Genomic DNA, 18518 nt, shown 5'->3' with positions numbered 1-18518 from the left:
TGTACGGCGGTCTTCTTCGCCACCATGGCCGCGGCCCCTTCACATATTGTGATCTTGCTCGCGAATCGTGCTGGGACGATAAATCGACTTAGGTCCCGCGGCAACGGGGCGCACCGCCCGATTCGCCCGCCTCACGCGTGCCGCTCGGCAGACCTGCATGCGTTGTGCCCAGCTCCCCGCCGGGTAATCCGCCGCTTCGAACGTCCCAGAATCCGAACACTCGTACCGCTCCATTCGGGTCAACGCAGGCCCCGCGGCCCCTCACCGCCGGCCCCCGGAAAACCGGTCGGCCGCTGTCCCCGCGGCGCCGTACACTGGGCGGAGCGAAAAGCGTGGATGGGGACGAGTAGCGACGTACGCAGCCCAGAGCGACCCGGGGACGGTGGAAGCCCGGGGGCGAGCGCGACGTGAAGATCACCCCGGAGCCGCCGGAAGAAAGCCGCAGTCGGACAGCAGCGGCGAGTAGACCCGGCATCGCGACCCCAATGAGAGGGCTCGCTGGTGCGTACGGCGCACCGGAGGGCCAAGGAGGGTGGTACCGCGGGAGCGCGCCGAAGACGGCGCAGGAAATGACGTAGCTCTCGTCCCTCCGGACGGAAGGCAGAAGTCCGCCGGAGGAAGCTCGCTGATGACAACGCCGACGTACCGCCAGGTGCCCGCCCAGGTCGACCTGCCCGCGCTCGAGCACGCGGTGCTCGATTTCTGGCGCGAGCAGAAGATCTTCGCCAAGACCCTGGAGCAGTCCGAGGGCCGCCCCGAGTGGGTGTTCTACGAGGGCCCGCCCACCGCCAACGGCATGCCGGGCGCCCACCACATCGAGGCACGCGTCTTCAAGGACGTCTTCCCCCGCTTCCGCACCATGCGCGGCTACCACGTGGCCCGCAAGGCCGGCTGGGACTGCCATGGCCTGCCCGTGGAGCTGGCGGTGGAGAAGGAGCTCGGCTTCAGCGGCAAGCAGGACATCGAGGCGTACGGCATCGCCGAGTTCAACGCCAGGTGCCGCGAGTCCGTGACCCGGCACACCGACGCGTTCGCCGAGCTCACGACCCGTATGGGCTACTGGACCGACCTCGACGACCCCTACCGCACGATGGACCCCGAGTACATCGAGTCCGTCTGGTGGTCGCTCAAGGAGATCTTCGACAAGGGCCTGCTGGTCCAGGACCACCGCGTCTCCCCCTGGTGCCCGCGCTGCGGCACGGGCCTGTCGGACCACGAGCTGGCGCAGGGCTACGAGACGGTCGTCGACCCCTCGGTGTACGTCCGTTTCCCGCTCACCTCCGGTCCGCTCGCCGGCCAGGCCGCGCTCCTGGTGTGGACGACGACCCCCTGGACGCTGGTCTCCAACACCGCGGTCGCCGCGCATCCCGAGGTCACCTACGTCGTCGCGACGGACGGTGAGGAGAAGCTCGTCGTCGCCGAACCGCTCGTCGGCAAGGCGCTCGGCGAGGGCTGGGAGACCACCGGCGAGTCCTTCACCGGCGCCGAGATGGAGCGCTGGACGTATCAACGTCCGCTCGAGCTCGTGGAGTTCCCGGCGCCCGCCCACTTCGTGGTGAACGCCGAGTACGTCACGACCGAGGACGGTACGGGTCTGGTCCACCAGTCACCCGCTTTCGGTGAGGACGACCTCAAGGTCTGCCGTGCCTACGGCCTGCCGGTCGTGAACCCGGTCCGCCCGGACGGCACCTTCGAGGAGGACGTCCCGCTGGTCGGCGGCGTCTTCTTCAAGAAGGCGGACGAGAAGCTCACGGAAGACCTCCAGCAGCGCGCTCTGCTCTTCAAGCACATCCCGTACGAGCACAGCTACCCGCACTGCTGGCGCTGCCACACCGCGCTCCTCTACTACGCGCAGCCGTCCTGGTACATCCGCACCACCGCGGTGAAGGACCGTCTCCTCCAGGAGAACGAGAAGACCAACTGGTTCCCGGAGACGGTGAAGCACGGCCGGTTCGGCGACTGGCTGCAGAACAACATCGACTGGGCGCTGTCCCGCAACCGCTACTGGGGCACCCCGCTGCCGATCTGGCGCTGCGAGGACGACCACCTCACCTGCGTCGGCTCGCTCACCCAGCTCACCGAGCTGACCGGCACCGACCAGTCCGGCCTGGACCCGCACCGCCCGTACATCGACGACGTCACCTTCGCCTGCCCGCAGGACGGCTGCGGCAAGTCGGCCACGCGCGTGCCGGAGGTCATCGACGCCTGGTACGACTCGGGTTCGATGCCGTTCGCGCAGTGGGGCTACCCGTACCAGAACAAGGACCTGTTCGAGTCCCGCTACCCGGCGCAGTTCATCTCCGAGGCGATCGACCAGACGCGCGGCTGGTTCTACACCCTCATGGCCGTCGGCACGCTGGTCTTCGACAAGTCGTCGTACGAGAACGTCGTCTGCCTGGGCCACATCCTCGCCGAGGACGGCCGCAAGATGTCCAAGCACCTGGGCAACACCCTGCAGCCGATCCCGCTGATGGACCAGCACGGCGCGGACGCGGTCCGCTGGTTCATGGCGGCCGGCGGCTCTCCCTGGGCGGCACGCCGCGTGGGCCACGGCACCATCCAGGAGGTCGTCCGCAAGACGCTCCTCACGTACTGGAACACGGTCGCCTTCCAGGCCCTGTACGCCCGTACGTCCGAGTGGGCGCCCAGTGAGGCGGACCCGGCCCCGGCCGACCGCCCGGTCCTGGACCGCTGGCTGCTGTCCGAACTGCACGCGCTCACCGACCAGGTCACCCAGTCCCTGGAGGCCTACGACACCCAGCGCGCCGGCAAGCTGCTCTCGGCGTTCGTCGACGACCTGTCGAACTGGTACGTACGCCGTTCCCGTCGCCGCTTCTGGCAGGGCGACAAGGCGGCGCTGCGCACCCTGCACGAGGTCGTCGAGACGGTCACCAAGCTGATGGCGCCGCTGACCCCGTTCATCGCCGAGCGGGTCTGGCAGGACCTGGTCGTCCCGGTCACCCCCGGCGCCCCGGAGTCGGTCCACCTGTCGTCCTGGCCGGAGGCGGACCTCTCCGCCATCGACCCGGAGCTGTCGAAGCAGATGGTGCTGGTCCGCCGGCTCGTGGAACTGGGCCGTGCCACGCGCGCGGAGTCGGGCGTGAAGACGCGCCAGCCGCTGAGGCGAGCCCTGATCGCGGCGACGGGCTTCGACTCCCTCAACCCGGAACTGCACGCGCAGATCGCGGAAGAGCTGAACGTGGAGGGCCTCGCGTCCCTCTCCGAGGTCGGCGGCAGCCTGGTGGACACGACCGCCAAGGCCAACTTCCGCGCCCTGGGCAAGCGCTTCGGCAAGCGTGTCCAGGAGGTGGCGAAGGCCGTCGCCAACGCGGACGCGGCGGCGCTGTCCCTGGCCCTGCGTGAGGGCACGGCGTCGGTGGAGGTCGACGGCGAGACGGTCACGCTCGCTCCCGACGAGGTCATCATCACGGAGACCCCGCGCGAGGGCTGGTCGGTGGCGTCCGACTCCGGTGCCACGGTCGCCCTGGACCTGGAGATCACGGAGGAGCTGCGCCGTGCGGGCCTGGCCCGTGACGCGATCCGCCTGATCCAGGAGGCCCGCAAGAACAGCGGCCTCGACGTCGCCGACCGCATCGCGCTCCGCTGGACCGCGACGGACCCGGCGGTGACCGCGGCCCTGTCCGGTCACTCCGGCCTGATCGCGGACGAGGTCCTCGCCACGGACTTCGCCCAGGGCGAGGCCGGCGACACGTACGGCACCCCGTTCACGGACGAGGGCCTGACGCTGACGTTCCGCCTGCGCAAGGCGTAAGCGCACGACCCAAGAGGGCCCGGTCTCCCCGTGTACGGGGGCCGGGCCCTTCTCAGCGGGCGCCCGCTGCTCGCAAGGAGTCGAGGTCCAGCCGCTCCAGCAGCCACTCCTCCGGCGGCCGTACTACGTACAGCGCCCCGGCCGCGAGGTCGTTCGGGCTCTCGCCCATCTCGAAGCCTCCTGCCATGAGGATGTCCCGGATCGCACGCATCATCGCGTCCCGGACCGCACCCCCGTGCCGCATGGCCGGGTCCTGCGGATCCTGTCGCCAGGTGGCTCGTATGACGGCCACCCGCAGCACCGGCGCCGGTTGCCAGTCCACGTAGACCCCGCCCACGCCTTCCAGCTCCGCAGCGTCTCCGCGTCCGCCCGCCGGTACTCCCAGACCTTCCCCTCACCCACGCCCCGCACGCTGCAACCCCCGGCTGACACCGCCGTCAACACGCCGAAAAAGGGCGGGGCCCCGGATCGAAATCCGGGGCCCCGCCCTGAACGCTGCCGACGCCTGAGGCGTACTACGTACCGTCAGTTGTCGTCCTCGTCGATGAGGAACCCGCGCATCGGCGAGGGAGCCTGCCCCATCGGGGAGGGACCCTGCGGACGTACGGGAGCCATCGGCTGGGTCATCGCCGGGGACATCTGCTGCTGACCGCCGTAGGACGGAGCGGCCGGCGACGGGGCGCCGCCCATCGTCTGGTTGCCGCCACCGTACGACGGGGCGCTCGCGCCGGCCGGAGCCATCGAGGGCGCCGGGGACGGCGGCAGGGAGGCGGTGGCCGGGGTGCGCGGCGGGGCCAGCGAGTCGTCGGCCTGGGTCTCCAGCTGACGCAGCTGGGACTCCAGGTAGGACTTCAGCCGCGTGCGGTACTCGCGCTCGAAGCCACGCAGGTCCTCGACCTTGCGCTCCAGCGTGGCGCGGGCGGACTCCAGGGAGCCCATCGCGACGCGGTGCTTCTCCTGCGCGTCCCGCTCCAGGGCGTCGGCCTTGGCACGGGCGTCACGCTCGAGACCCTCGGCACGCGAACGCGCCTCGCCGACGATCTTGTTGGCCTCGGAACGGGCCTCGGCGATCGCCTGGTCAGCGGTCTGCTGGGCCAGCGACAGAACGCGCGCGGCGCTGTCGCCACCGGGGCCGCCCTGACCGGGACCGCCCATGGGGCCACCCATCGGACCGCCCATGGGGCCGCCCATCTGCTGCTGCATCGGGGGCTGACCCATCGGCCCCGGACCCTGGCCCATCGGACCGGGACCCTGCGGACCACCCTGACCGCCGGGACCGGCGGGCAGCTGCGGGGCACCGCTAGGCAGCTGGGGCGGGCCTCCCATGGGGCCGCCCATCTGCTGCTGCGGCGGGCCCGATATGCCGGCCGGCACCGGGGCACCGGGTCCAGGCCCGCGCATGCCCTGCTGCGGCATGCCCTGCTGCTGCGGGGGCATACCCTGCTGCTGCGGCATACCCTGCTGCTGGTCCTGCGGCTGCTCCGGAGGCTTGCGCATGTTCTGCTGGTTCTGGGCAGCAGCGCGCGTGGCCGCGGCCAGCTTGGCCCGCAGGTCCTCGTTCTCGCGGAGCAGGCGGGTCAGTTCGGCTTCGACCTCATCGAGGAAGGCATCGACCTCGTCCTCGTCATAGCCTTCTCGGAGGCGGACGGTCGTGAACTGCTTGTTCCGCACGTCCTCGGGGGTCAACGGCATCTCTTCACCTCAACGTAGTCGTCGGCATTCGGCAAGACGGTAGTTCACATCGCTCACAGCCGGCTCACGATCGAGATCAGGATGTAGACGATGATCATCAGTACGAAGAAGGACAGGTCGAGCGCCACGCCCCCGAGACGCAGCGGCGGAATGAACCGCCGCAGAAGCTTGAGCGGTGGATCAGTGACAGTGTAGGTGGCCTCCAGAACGACCACCATCGCCTTGCCGGGTTGCCACGAGCGGGCGAACTGGAAGACGTAGTCCATGACCAACCGGAAGATGAGCACGATGAGGAAGCACATCAGCGCGATGTAGACGACATCCAGGACCACGCCCATGATCGGTGCTTCCCTCTCCCCTGCTTATGTGCTGTCGGTACTGCTGTTTTCCGGTCGTGCATCTCAGCTCTGGTTGAAGAACCCGCCCTCTGCGATACGGGCCTTGTCCTCCGCCGTGACATCGACGTTAGCAGGAGACAACAGGAATACCTTCTGCGTCACCCGCTCGATGCTGCCGTGAAGACCAAACACCAAACCAGCCGCAAAGTCGACAAGTCGCTTGGCGTCTGTGTCATCCATCTCAGTCAGATTCATGATCACCGGGGTGCCCTCACGGAAGTGTTCCCCGATGGTACGGGCCTCGTTGTAGGTTCGCGGGTGAAGCGTGGTGATCCGGTAAGGCTCTCGTTCCGACACGACCTTGGGCATGATCACCGGTGCGTTCTTCTCCAGGCTTGCGCGTTCTTGTGTGATGGATGCCACGGGCGCGATGCGCGCCGGACGTCCGGATTCCGCGGCTAGCGAAGCGGATCGGGCCACCGGTTCGCGTGGCGCGGGAGCTTGCACGATTCGCACCTCTTCGTCCCTCTGGGACTGATGTGCGCCGTGTGACTGGTGGGACGGCTCGTGCCGCCTGTGGTCCCGCTCGGGCTCCGGGTCCAGTTCGGGTTCGAAGTCGTCGTCGGGGTCGAACCCCCGGCCGTCGTACCCGTCGTCCTCCACGAGGCCGAGGTAGACCGCCATCTTGCGCATCGCGCCGGCCATTCTCTGAGTCCTCCGCTCTGTGGTGGATCGGCTGACGACTGCCAAGTGTCCGCGATCCACGAGGTCGTTACGACCGCCTTTCGGCGGTAATGACCATATTTTCTGCTGTGGTCCGACTTCCTGGCGACGTTACCCGAGCCTGGGGCGGAGTCCGAGTACCGCAGTGCCGACGCGTACATGTGTCGCTCCGGCCGCCACGGCCTCCTCGAGGTCCGCACTCATCCCTGCCGACACCATGTTCGCAGCCGGATGGGCTCGGCGCATGTCAGTCGACAAATCCATCAACCGCTCGAACGCAGCCTGTTGGCGCCCCGCGTACTCCCCGGTCAGCGGAGCCACGGTCATCAGTCCGTCGAGCCGCAGCCCCGGCGCCGCGGCGACAAGTCCGGCCAACTCCTCGATTCCGCCCGGCGCCACGCCACCCCGCTCCCCTCTTCCGCCCGCCCCCGCGTCGAGTGCGACCTGGATGAGACATCCCACCTCACGCTCCGCGCGTACGGCCTCCCTCGAGAGAACCGTGACGAGCTTGGAACGATCGACGGACTGCACGAGATCCGCGTAACCGACCACGGAACGCACTTTGTTGGTCTGCAACTGACCGACGAAATGCCAAGTAAGGGGCAGATCCGAACATTCGGCGGCCTTGGGTGCCGCGTCCTGGTCCTTGTTCTCGGCGACATGGCGCACACCGAGTTCCGACAGGACCCGCACATCGGCGGCGGGGTAGGTCTTGGTGACCACGATCAGGGTCACCTCTTCGCGCTTGCGTCCGGCGGCCACGCACGCGGCGGCGATGCGCTCCTCCACCTTCGCCAGGTTCGCGGCGAGTTCGCCCTTACGGTCCGTCATGCCCCATCAGTCCAGCCAGACATAGCCGGCGAGCCGACCCGTGGTGCGGTCGCGGCGGTACGAGAAGTGGTCCTCCGACTCCAGCGTGCACACCGGCGACTGCTCCCGGTCGCGCACCCCGAGCCGGCCGAGCTGCGCGTGCACTCCGGCGCTCACGTCGACGGCGGGAGTGCCCCAACTCGTCTCGGCGTACGCCGCCGGCTCGGCGGCGGCGACCTCGGCGCGCATCTCCTCCGGCACCTCGTAGCACCGGCCGCAGACGGCGGGTCCGGTGCGGGCGACGATCCGGGACGGCTCGGCGCCGAGTTCGATCATGGCCCGTACGGCGGCGGGGACAACCCCGGTCACCATGCCGGGCCGGCCGGCGTGGGCCGCGGCGGCGATGCCGGCGACGGGATCGGCGAGCAGAACGGGTGTGCAGTCGGCGGTGAGGACGGCGAGGGCGAGACCGCGCTCGGCGGTGACGATCGCGTCGACCTCGGGCACCGGACGATCTCCCCAGGGCTCGTCGACCACGGCGACGTCGGCCCCGTGCACCTGGTTCATCCAGACCACCTGAGCGGCGTCGGCGCCCAGGGACTTGGCGGCCAGCTCACGATTCGTGCGTACGGCGTCCGCGTCGTCGCCGACCGCGCCGCCGAGGTTGAGTTCCTCATACGGAGCGGCGCTCACCCCGCCCCACCTGTCGGTGAAGGCGAAGTGCGCGCCGCTCACGCTTTCGCGCTGTCCTATCACTTCAGGAAGTCCGGCACGTCCAGCTCCTCGGCGGCGCTGTCCGTGTAGGACCGGGACGGCGGGACCGGCGGGGAGACCTGAATGTCGGCCACCGGCTCGGGGGCCGGCTCCGGCTCCTCCTTCGGCGTGACGCTGCCGAGCGAGCCGAAGGACGGACGGCTCTCGGTCTGCCGTACCGGAGTGGGCTCCTCGCGGCGGGCCGAGTTCGAGGCCGAGCCGAGGATGTTGTCGCGCTTGGCCGGCGGCTGGCCCCCGTCGAAGCCGGCCGCGATCACCGTGACCCGGACCTCGTCGCCCAGGGCGTCGTCGATGACGGCGCCGAAGATGATGTTGGCCTCGGGGTGGGCGGCCTCGCTGACCAGCTGGGCGGCCTCGTTGATCTCGAACAGACCCAGGTCGGAGCCGCCGGAGATGGAGAGCAGGACACCGCGGGCGCCGTCGATGGACGCCTCCAGCAGCGGCGAGGAGATCGCCATCTCGGCCGCGGCCACCGCGCGGTCGTCGCCGCGGGCCGAGCCGATGCCCATGAGGGCCGAACCCGCCTCGGACATGACCGACTTCACGTCGGCGAAGTCGAGGTTGATCAGGCCGGGCGTGGTGATGAGGTCGGTGATGCCCTGTACACCGGAGAGCAGGACCTGGTCCGCCGACTTGAAGGCGTCGAGGACCGAGACCTGGCGGTCCGAGATGGACAGCAGCCGGTCGTTCGGGATGACGATGAGGGTGTCGACCTCTTCGCGGAGCTCCGCGATGCCGTCCTCCGCCTGGTTCGCGCGGCGCCGTCCCTCGAAGGTGAACGGGCGCGTGACCACGCCGATGGTGAGGGCGCCGAGGTTGCGTGCGATGTTGGCCACGACGGGCGCGCCGCCGGTGCCGGTGCCGCCGCCTTCACCGGCCGTCACGAAGACCATGTCGGCCCCCTTGAGGACCTCCTCGATCTCCTCACGGTGATCCTCGGCGGCCTTGCGGCCGACGGCCGGGTTGGCTCCGGCGCCGAGTCCGCGGGTGAGTTCACGGCCGACGTCGAGCTTGACGTCGGCGTCGCTCATCAACAGAGCTTGCGCGTCGGTGTTGATGGCGATGAACTCGACGCCCTTGAGACCGACCTCGATCATCCGGTTGATGGCATTGACACCACCGCCGCCGACACCGATGACTTTGATGACTGCGAGGTAGTTCTGCGGTGCTGCCACGTCGAAGGCCTCTCGCCTCGAGTTACGTGTCGTCGCCTCGCGGGTGCGCCGCGATCCGACGACTGATGCCGAATGGGACGGTCCGTAGCGCCGACCCGAACCCTAACCCTGAAGTTTAGGGTTACCAGTGTGTCTGTTCCATGAAGTCTTCTGAACAGGACACTAAGTCGACAAGTGGCGCCCGTTCAACGAACACGCCGAACCTCCCGTTTTTCTTTTCACCCTATGTGATCAGCCGTGTCGCTGCCCAACCAGGGTGCTGGCCTGCGCGGATGTGCGTCAACTCCCCGCTGACGCAGGGGCCGTGGGAACGCTGACGTCGAAGTGCCGCGCATCCGGGGAGGCTTTCATGAGAGCGGTGAGTGTACGGGCCTTCGCGGCCCCCTTCTCGCCGCTCCCCCACGCGACGATACGGCCGCCGCTCAACTCCAGCGAGATGTCGTCGTACGAGCGCACCTTGACGGTCCGGGTGTCCCGCGCGACGGCGGACGGAATGGCATCGGCGACCCGTACGGCCTCGCGCACCAGGCGGGCCTCGCCGAAGCGGCGCAGGCTCGCCGCCGCGGAGCTGGACCGGGACACCGACAATTCCAGTGCCGGAACGCCTTTCGGAGCCTCGGAAACCGTCGCGAATCGGACACCTTCATCGTCCACTTCGACGAAGTTTCCGCCCTTTTGGACAATCAGAACCGGAGTGCGCTCGGTCACTTTCAGTGCGATTCCATGAGGCCAGGAACGGACCACGTCAACCGCGTCAATTCGGGGCAATTTCCTGCGCAGTCTTGCCTCGATCTCATCGGTGCCGACGGAAATCAGCGGTGCGCCGACCGGGACCGCGGCCGCCTCCCGCACCTGCTCGGGCGTCAGCACCCGGGTGCCGGAGACGGACACGCGTTCCACACGCAGCCACTGCGAGCCGTACAGGAGCCAGACCGAACCCGCGCCGAGGAGGACCAGCACGACGGCGAGGATGATGATCGTACGAAGCTTCGGCGGCCTCAACCGCCGGGCGAGGGGCGGGTCGGGCGACTCCTGCTGGCGTTCACCGCGCTCGGCGGTCGTCGGTCCGGCCACGCTCCCCTGCCCTCCGTCACACGGTCCTAGCGTCGCTGCGCGGCGATCGCCTCGTACACCATGCCGACGAGCAGGTCGTCGGCGTCCCGGCGGCCGAACTCGCTTGCGGCGCGGGACATCTCGTACAGCCGGTGCGGGTCGGCGAGCACGGGCAGGACGTTCTGCTGCAGCCACTGGGGCGTCAGTTCCGCGTCGTCGACCAGCAGTCCGCCGCCGGCCTTGACCACCGGCTGGGCGTTCAGCCGCTGTTCGCCGTTGCCGATGGGCAGCGGGACATAGGCGGCCGGCAGTCCGACGGCGGAGAGTTCGGCGACGGTCATCGCGCCCGCGCGGCAGAGCATCATGTCGGCCGCGGCGTACGCGAGATCCATCCGGTCCAGGTAACTTACCGGGATGTAGGGCGGCATCCCCGGCATCTGGTGCACCTGTGGCAGTTCGTTCTTGGGGCCGACCGCGTGCAGGATCTGGATGCCGGCCTGCTGCAGCCGGGGCGCGACCTGCTGGACGACCTCGTTCAGGCGCCGGGCGCCCTGTGAGCCGCCGGAGACCAGCAGGGTCGGCAGGTTCGGGTCGAGGCCGAACATCGCGCGGGCCTCCGGGCGCATGGCGGCCCGGTCGAGGGTGGCGATGGAGCGGCGCAGCGGGATGCCGATGTAGCGGGCGTCACGGAGCTTGCTGTCGGGCGTGGAGACGGCGACCCGGGCGGCGTACCGCGAACCGATCTTGTTGGCGAGACCGGGGCGGGCGTTGGCCTCGTGGATGATGATCGGCACGCCGAGGCGCTTGGCGGCGAGGTAGCCGGGCAGCGCGACATAGCCGCCGAAGCCGACGACGGCGTCCGCCTTGGTGCGCTCCAGGATCTGCTCGGTCGCCTTGATCGTGCCGCGCAGCCGGCCCGGGACGGTGATCAGCTCGGGGGTGGGCTTGCGCGGCAGCGGCACGGCCGGGATCAGCGCGAGCTCGTAGCCCCGCTGCGGTACGAGCGTGGTCTCCAGGCCCCGCTCCGTGCCCAGGGCCGTGATCCCCACGGTCGGGTCCTGCCTGCGCAGTGCGTCCGCGAGGGCGAGCGCGGGCTCGATGTGGCCGGCGGTCCCCCCACCGGCGAGTACGACATGCACCGAAATTCACCGCTCTCCGGACGAGCGCGCCACAGGGGCACGCCGTCGCATCGTGTTCCATCTCCGAGGTCCCCGCACAGGACCTCCCGCCCGCTTTCTACCAAAGCGGGGTTGGCGCATCGAAAGCGCCGCCCGCGCAGCGGGCTCGTCGCGTGCGAAGGCGATCAGCAGCCCGATGGCGAACATGGTCGGCAACAGGGCGGAACCCCCGTAGGAGAACAGCGGGAGGGGGACCCCGGCGATCGGCAGCAGGCCGAGCACCGCACCGATGTTGATCACCGCCTGAGCGGTGATCCAGGTGGTCACACCTCCCGCGGCATACCTCACGAAGGGGTCCTCCGTGCGTCCGGCCACGCGGATACCCGCATAGCCTAGAGCCGCGAAGAGGGCGAGTACCGACAGCGTCCCCGCGAGGCCCAGTTCCTCACCGGTGACGGCGAAGATGAAGTCGGTGTGGGCTTCGGGGAGTCGGCCCCATTTTTCCACACTCGCGCCGAGCCCGGAACCGAAGATTCCGCCGGACGCGAGGGCGTAGATGCCGTGCACGGCCTGCCAGCAGTCGATCTCGCCGCTGCGGGGCTCGGTGGCGCCGAGGCACTGCAGGCGGGCCATGCGGTTCGGGCTGGTCCTGATGAGGAGCAGGCCGATCGCGCCGGCGACCGACAGGACCCCCACGAACAGCCTGGTCGGGGCGCCCGCCAGCCAGAGCAGGCCGAACAGGATCGCCGTCAGGATGATCGCCGTGCCCATGTCGCCGCCGAGCATGATCAGCCCGAGGAGCATGAAGGCGACCGGAACCAGCGGCACCAGCATGTGCTTCCACTGTGTGAGCAGCTTCTTGTCCTGCTTGCGGGCGAGCAGGTCGGCGCCCCACAGCACCAGCGCGAGCTTGCCGAACTCGCTGGGCTGGATCTGGAAGGAGCCGCCGAGCGCGATCCAGTTCTGGTTGCCGTTGATCGCGACCCCTATCCCCGGCACCTGCACCAGCGCCATCAGGAAGACGGCGCCCGCGAGGATCGGATAGGCCAGCGCCCGGTGCAGCTTGACCGGCATACGCGAGGCGATCAGCAGCAGCCCGGCGCCGATCGCGGCGGCGAGGAGCTGCTTGCGGAAGAAGTACGAGCCCGGAAGCGAATTCTGCAGCGCCTTGATCTGGGAGGCCGAGTAGACCATCACCAGCCCGAGCACGGTGATCAGCAGGCTGCCGCCGAGGATCAGGTAGTACGCGGTCAGCGGCCGGTCCCAGGCGTTGCGCGCGCGGGTGTAGAGGCGTCGTACTGCGTTGTCGCGCGGCGGACGCTGAGTGACGGGCCGTCTGACGCGGCGCTGCACGGGCGGACGCCCGGTACGGCTACCGGGCATCGGCTGCTCCGCTGAACGTCGGCCTTGACGGTCCCACGCGTCCCTCCCAAGGTCGCCCGGCAGGCGGCCGGGTCAGGCGCCGAGTTCGCGAACCGCCTCCGCGAACGCGTCACCGCGCTTGTTGTAGTTGGCGAACATGTCCATCGAGGCACAGCCCGGTGCCAGCAGCACCGTGTCTCCGGGCTCGGCGAGGCGCTGGGCCTCCTGGACAGCCGCGAGCATCGCCCCAGTGTCGGTCCGGTCGAGGTCGACGACGGGTACCTCCGGCGCGTGTCGCGTCAGGGCTTCACGGATCAGCGCGCGGTCGGCGCCTATCAGGACGACGCCCCGAAGTCGCTTTGCCGACTTGGCGACCAGCTCGTCGAAGGTGGCACCCTTGGCGAGCCCGCCCGCGATCCACACGATCGACTCGTACGCCGACAACGAGGCTTCCGCGGCGTGGGTGTTGGTCGCCTTGGAGTCGTCGATATAGGTGACACCGGCCACGTCCGCCACGTGCGCGATGCGGTGCGCGTCCGGGGTGAAGGCCCGCAGCCCGTCCCGTACGGCCGTGGGGGGCACCCCGAAGGCGCGGGCGAGGGCCGCCGCCGCCAGGGCGTTGGCGATGTTGTGCGGGGCCGGCGGGTTGACGTCGGAGACCTCGGCGAGCTCCTGGGCGTTCTTCTGCCGGTTCTCCACGAAGGCGCGGTCGACCAGGATGCCCTCGACGACGCCGAGTTGGGAGGGCGCGGGCGTACCCAACGTGAAGCCGACGGCCCGGCAGCCCTCCTCGACGTCGGCCTCGCGGACCAGGTCCTCGGTGGCCTTGTCGGCGACGTTGTAGACGCAGGCGACCCGATTGCCCTCGTAGATGCGGCCCTTGTCAGCGGCGTACGCCTCCATGGAGCCGTGCCAGTCGAGGTGGTCGGGGGCGAGGTTCAGCACGGCCGCCGAGTGGGCGCGCAGTGAGGGCGCCCAGTGCAGCTGGTAGCTGGACAGCTCCACCGCGAGGACGTCGTACTCCTCCTCGCCGAGGACGACGTCCAGCAGCGAGACGCCGATGTTGCCGACGGCTGCCGTGCGCAGGCCCGCCGCCCTGAGGATGGAGGCGAGCATCTGCGTGGTGGTGGTCTTGCCGTTGGTGCCCGTGACCGCGAGCCAGGGTGCCGCGTCCGGGCCCCTGAGCCGCCAGGCCAGCTCGACGTCGCCCCAGACCGGGACGCTGGCCTCCCGGGCCGCCACGAACAGGGGCTTGTCGGGCTTCCAGCCGGGCGTGGTGACGATCAGTTCGGTGCCTTCGGGCAGGGTCCCCGCGGCGGAGCCGCTCATGGATGCAGTGTCGCCGAGACGGACGGTGATGCCGAGCGCCTCCAGTTCGGCGGCCTGCTCACGCGCGCGTGCGTCGTCGCCGTCGTTGACGACGGTGACCTTCGCGCCGAGCCCGTGCAGCACCTTGGCCGCCGGGATGCCGGAGACGCCGAGCCCGGCGACGGTGACGTGCTTCCCCTGCCAGTCGGTCACTTGTCCGCTGCCCATCCCGCGTAGAAGAGGCCCAGGCCGACGATCACGCAGATGCCCTGGATGATCCAGAAGCGGACCACCACGAGCACTTCGGACCAGCCCTTGAGTTCGAAGTGGTGCTGCAGTGGCGCCATCCGGAAGACGCGCTTGCCGGTGAGCTTGAAGGAGCCGACCTGGATGACCACGGACATGGTGATCAGGACGAACAGGCCGCCGAGGAGGGCGAGCAGCAGCTCGGTACGCGAGCAGATCGCGAGGCCGGCGAGCACACCGCCGAGCGCGAGCGAACCGGTGTCACCCATGAAGATCTTGGCCGGCGAGGTGTTCCACCACAGGAAGCCGAGGCAGGAACCCATCAGCGCCGAGGCGACGACGGCGAGATCGAGCGGATCTCGAACCTCGTAGCAGGCGCCCGGGTTGGTCAGGTCCAGGGCGTTGGCGCAGGACTCCTGGAACTGCCAGACGCCGATGAAGGTGTAGGCGCCGAAGACGAGCACCGAGGCGCCCGTGGCCAGACCGTCCAGACCGTCGGTGAGGTTCACGCCGTTCGACATCGCGAGGATCATGAACAGCGCCCAGACGACGAACAGCACCGGGCCGATCGTCCAGCCGAAGTCCGTGATGAACGACAGCCTCGTGGACGCCGGGGTGTTGCCGCGGGCGTCCTCGAACTGCAGCGAGAGCACCGCGAAGGCGATACCGCCGAGCAACTGGCCCGCCATCTTCGCCTTGGCCCGCAGACCGAGCGACCGCCGCTTGACGATCTTGATGTAGTCGTCCAGGAAGCCGACCAGCCCCATGCCGACCATCAGGCCCAGCACCAGCAGACCCGAGTAGGTCGGGGGGAAGCCGGTGATGACCTTGGACAGGAAGTAGGCGGCGACCGTCGCGAAGATGAAGGCGATACCGCCCATCGTCGGCGTACCGCGCTTGCTGGCGTGCTCGCGCGGGCCGTCGTCGCGGATGTACTGGCCGTAGCCCTTGCGGGCCAGCAGCTTGATCAGCAGCGGAGTGCCGACCAGAGTCAGGAAGAGGCCAATGACTCCCGAGAACAGGATCTGCTTCATCATCGGGCGGCAACCTCACCCTCGGCACCGGTCTCGACGAGCGCCTGCGCCACGCTCTCGAGCCCGACCGACCGGGACGCCTTCACGAGTACGACGTCCCCTGGGCGCAACTCGCTGCGCAGCAGGTCGACCGCCGCCTGTGCGTCGGACACGTGCACCGACTCCTCACCCCACGAACCCTCGTTATATGCGCCCAGTTGCAGCCAGGACGCTTCCCTGCCCCCGACCGCGACGAGCTTGCTGACGTTGAGCCGGACGGCCAGCCGTCCGACCGCGTCGTGCTCGGCGAGCGCCTCGTCCCCGAGCTCGGCCATCTTGCCGAGCACCGCCCAGGTCCGCCGCCCCTTGCCCATGGCCGCGAGCGCGCGCAGGGCGGCTCGCATGGACTCGGGGTTCGCGTTGTAGGCGTCGTTGACGACCGTCACGCCGTCCGGGCGCTCGGTGACCTCCATCCGCCAGCGGGAGAGGGAGCCCGCCTCGGAGAGCGCGGTGGCGATCTCTTCCGCGGACATGCCCAGTTCGTGGGCGACGGCGGCCGCGGCGAGCGCGTTCGACACGTGGTGCTCACCGTACAGGCGCATGGTCACTTCACTTGCACCGGTGGGTGTGTGAAGCAGGAAGGCGGGCTGTCCACTGTCCGTGAGTCGCACGTTCTCGGCGCGTACGTCCGCTTCGCCGGACTCGCCGAAAAGGATCACCTTCGCCTTCGTACGGGATGCCATGGCCCGTACGAGGGGATCGTCGGCGTTGAGGATCGCCGTACCGTTCTCGGGCAGTACCTCGACCAGCTCGCCCTTGGCCTCGGCGATCTGCTCGCGGCCGCCGAACTCACCGATGTGGGCGGAGCCGACGTTGATCACGAGGCCGATCCTCGGCGGCGTGAGCTCCGTGAGGTATCGGATGTGGCCGATGCCACGGGCGCCCATCTCCAGCACGAGGAACTTCGTCTCCTCGGTGGCGCTGAGCGCGGTCAGCGGCAGCCCGATCTCGTTGTTGAGGGAGCCGGGCGTGAACACCGTGGGCGCCTTGCGCGCGAGGACCTGGGCGATCAGGTCCTTGGTGCTGGTCTTGCCCGCGGAGCCGGTGAGGGCCACGAGGGTGGTGCCGAGGCGCTGGACGACGTGCCGGGCGAGGGCGCCGAGGGCCGTCTGGACGTCCTCGACGACGATCGCGGGTACGCCGACCGGACGGGACGCCAGTACGGCGGCCGCGCCCGCTTCGACGACCGTTGCCGCGAAGTCGTGGCCGTCCACGCGCTCGCCGGCGAAGGCGACGAAGAGGCTGCCGGGCTCCACCTCACGGGAGTCCCGGACGACCGGTCCGGTGACCTGCGCCGACGGATCCGGTATGTCGTAGGTCTGCCCGCCGACGACTGCTGCGATCTCGGCGAGAGAGAGGGCGATCACAAGTTCATCCCTGGGTCTTCTGGATAGCTTCGCGAAGCACCTGGCGGTCGTCGAAGGGACGCACCACCCCGGCGATGTCCTGGCCCTGCTCATGGCCCTTGCCCGCGACCAGCACGGTGTCCCCGGGCCGCGCGCGGACGACCGCGGCGGCGATCGCGGCGGCCCGGTCCTCGAAGACCTGGACCTCGCCGCGCTCGTGTGCCGGTACGGACGCCGCACCCTGGAGCATGGTCGCGAGGATCGCGAGGGGGTCTTCGGAGCGGGGGTTGTCGGAGGTCAGTACGGCCGTGTCGGCGAGCCGGGCCGCGGCGGCTCCCATCGGGCCGCGCTTGGTCTTGTCCCGGTCTCCGCCGCAGCCGAGCACGAGGTGCAGCCGGCCCTCGGTGACCTTGCGCAGGGCGCGCAGGACCGATTCGACGGCGTCCGTCTTGTGGGCGTAGTCGACGACCGCGAGGTACGGCTGCCCGGCGTCCACGCGCTCCAGCCGGCCCGGTACGCCCGGCACGGCGGCGACGCCGTCGGCGGCGGCCTGCGGGTCCAGGCCGGCGACGGCGAGGGCGGTGATCGCGGCGAGGGTGTTGGCCACGTTGAAGGGGCCGGCGATCGGGGACCTGGCGTCGATCCGCTCGCCCTTGGGGCCGACTGCGGTGAACGTCGAGTCCATGGGGCCGATGTGGACGTCCTCGGCACGCCAGTCGGCGTCGGGGTGGCCCTCGGCGGAGAAGGTGACGACCGGGACGGTGGCTTCCTTGGCGAGCCTGCGGCCGTACTCGTCGTCGAGGTTGACGACGCCGAGTCTGCTGCGTTGCGGCGTGAAGAGCTGCGCCTTGGCCCGGAAGTAGTCCTCCATGTCGGAGTGGAACTCCATGTGTTCCGGGCTGAGGTTGTTGAAGACGGCGATGTCGAAGACGCAGCCGTCGACCCGGCCGAGGACCAGCGCATGGCTGGAGACCTCCATGGCGACCGCCTCGACATCGCGTTCGCGCATGACGGCGAACAGGGCCTGGAGGTCGGTGGCCTCGGGGGTGGTGCGCTCGGACTTGATGCGTTCGTCGCCGATGCGCATCTCGACCGTGCCGATCAGTCCAGTGGACCTGACCGTCTTCAGACCGCCCTCGACGAGATAGGCGGTGGTGGTCTTGCCGGAGGTGCCGGTGATGCCGATCTGGAGGAGGTCGCGGCCGGGGTGGCCGTAGATCGTGGCCGCCAGCTCACCCATCCGCCCGCGCGGGTTCTCCACGACCAGCACCGGGAGGCCGGTCGCCGCGGCGCGCTCGGCGCCGGTCGGGTCGGTCAGCACGGCGGCCGCACCCAGGCCGGCGGCCTGCGTGACGAAGTCGGCGCCGTGCAGGCGGGCGCCCGGCAAGGCGGCGTACAGGTCGCCGGGGCGGACGGCGCGCGAGTCATGGGTGATGCCCGTGACCTCGGCCGCGCCCCCCGGCGCTACGGCACCCAGCTGAACGGCGAGCTCCGCGAGGGGTGTGGCGGAGACCTGGACCGGCCTGGGCGGTCCCGGATACGTCACGAGATGCCCCTTCTGGGTGGTTTGGGACTGATCGGCGTGTGGCACGGCGGCGAGCGTACCGGGCGCACCCGCTTCGGAGCTAAAAAGGGGCCCGCGCGCAGCGATGTCGAGCAAGGGTGGTGGTGGGCGACGGGTGGGCGAGGGCACGGGCGCGCCCTGATTCCCGGAATCCGGGGTGATCG

The 18518-nt window shown here is 69.7% G+C and carries 15 protein-coding genes; 1 reads left to right on the top strand and 14 read right to left on the bottom strand.

What is annotated here, in order from left to right:
* Positions 1-628: 628 nt before the first annotated feature.
* A complete protein-coding gene (gene ileS / locus AQJ91_RS01370) occupies positions 629-3772 on the top strand; it encodes an isoleucine--tRNA ligase (RefSeq protein ID WP_067014931.1) in 3144 nt (1047 codons plus the stop codon).
* Positions 3773-3824: 52 nt separating this feature from the next.
* Here ileS and AQJ91_RS01365 read toward each other — a convergent pair whose 3' ends face one another.
* The 14 genes from AQJ91_RS01365 to AQJ91_RS01300 form a co-directional block, all read right to left on the bottom strand.
* On the bottom strand, positions 3825-4109 hold the full coding sequence (locus AQJ91_RS01365; RefSeq protein WP_067014930.1) for a hypothetical protein: 285 nt from the start codon (positions 4107-4109) through the stop codon (positions 3825-3827).
* A gap of 188 nt (positions 4110-4297) precedes the next feature.
* Positions 4298-5464: a DivIVA domain-containing protein gene (locus tag AQJ91_RS01360; RefSeq protein ID WP_067014927.1), complete on the bottom strand. Its 1167-nt coding sequence runs from the start codon at positions 5462-5464 to the stop codon at positions 4298-4300.
* A 53-nt stretch (positions 5465-5517) separates the two neighbouring features.
* Positions 5518-5802 carry a YggT family protein gene (locus tag AQJ91_RS01355; protein WP_067014924.1) on the bottom strand — a complete coding sequence of 95 codons (285 nt, stop codon included), beginning with the start codon at positions 5800-5802 and terminating at the stop codon, positions 5518-5520.
* Positions 5803-5865: 63 nt separating this feature from the next.
* The gene (locus tag AQJ91_RS01350; protein ID WP_067014921.1) at positions 5866-6507 is read right to left on the bottom strand and encodes a cell division protein SepF; all 642 of its coding nucleotides are present in this window, start codon (positions 6505-6507) and stop codon (positions 5866-5868) included.
* A gap of 129 nt (positions 6508-6636) precedes the next feature.
* Positions 6637-7356 carry a YggS family pyridoxal phosphate-dependent enzyme gene (locus tag AQJ91_RS01345; RefSeq protein WP_067014919.1) on the bottom strand — a complete coding sequence of 240 codons (720 nt, stop codon included), beginning with the start codon at positions 7354-7356 and terminating at the stop codon, positions 6637-6639.
* Positions 7357-7362: 6 nt separating this feature from the next.
* Positions 7363-8091: a peptidoglycan editing factor PgeF gene (pgeF, locus tag AQJ91_RS01340; protein ID WP_067014917.1), complete on the bottom strand. Its 729-nt coding sequence runs from the start codon at positions 8089-8091 to the stop codon at positions 7363-7365.
* Positions 8088-9284, bottom strand: coding sequence for a cell division protein FtsZ (gene ftsZ, locus AQJ91_RS01335; protein ID WP_067014915.1), 1197 nt, complete (start codon positions 9282-9284; stop codon positions 8088-8090). The genes pgeF and ftsZ overlap by 4 nt, the downstream gene beginning before the upstream one ends.
* Before the next feature lie 279 nt (positions 9285-9563).
* Entirely contained in the window at positions 9564-10358 is a 795-nt protein-coding gene (locus AQJ91_RS01330; protein WP_067014913.1) for a cell division protein FtsQ/DivIB, read from the bottom strand.
* A gap of 26 nt (positions 10359-10384) precedes the next feature.
* Positions 10385-11476 (bottom strand): undecaprenyldiphospho-muramoylpentapeptide beta-N-acetylglucosaminyltransferase, encoded by a 1092-nt coding sequence (murG, locus tag AQJ91_RS01325; RefSeq protein WP_067014909.1) that lies wholly within the window; start codon positions 11474-11476, stop codon positions 10385-10387.
* 6 nt (positions 11477-11482) lie between these two features.
* On the bottom strand, positions 11483-12838 hold the full coding sequence (gene ftsW / locus AQJ91_RS01320) for a putative lipid II flippase FtsW (protein ID WP_067014908.1): 1356 nt from the start codon (positions 12836-12838) through the stop codon (positions 11483-11485).
* 72 nt (positions 12839-12910) lie between these two features.
* Positions 12911-14353 carry a UDP-N-acetylmuramoyl-L-alanine--D-glutamate ligase gene (gene murD, locus AQJ91_RS01315; RefSeq protein WP_067014905.1) on the bottom strand — a complete coding sequence of 481 codons (1443 nt, stop codon included), beginning with the start codon at positions 14351-14353 and terminating at the stop codon, positions 12911-12913.
* Positions 14335-15405, bottom strand: a complete 1071-nt coding sequence (mraY, locus tag AQJ91_RS01310; protein ID WP_107122329.1) for a phospho-N-acetylmuramoyl-pentapeptide-transferase — start codon at positions 15403-15405, stop codon at positions 14335-14337. Before mraY ends, murD begins: the two co-directional genes overlap by 19 nt.
* Positions 15405-16811, bottom strand: coding sequence for a UDP-N-acetylmuramoyl-tripeptide--D-alanyl-D-alanine ligase (locus AQJ91_RS01305; RefSeq protein WP_067014900.1), 1407 nt, complete (start codon positions 16809-16811; stop codon positions 15405-15407). Before AQJ91_RS01305 ends, mraY begins: the two co-directional genes overlap by 1 nt.
* A gap of 4 nt (positions 16812-16815) precedes the next feature.
* Positions 16816-18336 carry a UDP-N-acetylmuramoyl-L-alanyl-D-glutamate--2,6-diaminopimelate ligase gene (locus tag AQJ91_RS01300; protein ID WP_067014898.1) on the bottom strand — a complete coding sequence of 507 codons (1521 nt, stop codon included), beginning with the start codon at positions 18334-18336 and terminating at the stop codon, positions 16816-16818.
* Positions 18337-18518: the final 182 nt, after the last annotated feature.

The sequence above is a fragment of the Streptomyces dysideae genome (assembly GCF_001514305.1).
GTDB lineage: Bacteria > Actinomycetota > Actinomycetes > Streptomycetales > Streptomycetaceae > Streptomyces > Streptomyces dysideae.
This window is presented reverse-complemented; position numbering and strand designations above follow the sequence as displayed.

Excerpts from the sequence above, each read along its gene's own strand:
- ileS (WP_067014931.1), top strand. The coding sequence starts at position 629 with ATGACAACGCCGACGTACCGCCAGGTGCCCGCCCAGGTCGACCTGCCC.
- AQJ91_RS01360 (WP_067014927.1), bottom strand. The coding sequence starts at position 5,464 with ATGCCGTTGACCCCCGAGGACGTGCGGAACAAGCAGTTCACGACCGTC.
- AQJ91_RS01355 (WP_067014924.1), bottom strand. The coding sequence starts at position 5,802 with ATGGGCGTGGTCCTGGATGTCGTCTACATCGCGCTGATGTGCTTCCTC.
- AQJ91_RS01350 (WP_067014921.1), bottom strand. The coding sequence starts at position 6,507 with ATGGCCGGCGCGATGCGCAAGATGGCGGTCTACCTCGGCCTCGTGGAG.
- AQJ91_RS01345 (WP_067014919.1), bottom strand. The coding sequence starts at position 7,356 with ATGACGGACCGTAAGGGCGAACTCGCCGCGAACCTGGCGAAGGTGGAG.
- ftsW (WP_067014908.1), bottom strand. The coding sequence starts at position 12,838 with ATGCCCGGTAGCCGTACCGGGCGTCCGCCCGTGCAGCGCCGCGTCAGA.
- murD (WP_067014905.1), bottom strand. The coding sequence starts at position 14,353 with ATGGGCAGCGGACAAGTGACCGACTGGCAGGGGAAGCACGTCACCGTC.
- mraY (WP_107122329.1), bottom strand. The coding sequence starts at position 15,405 with ATGAAGCAGATCCTGTTCTCGGGAGTCATTGGCCTCTTCCTGACTCTG.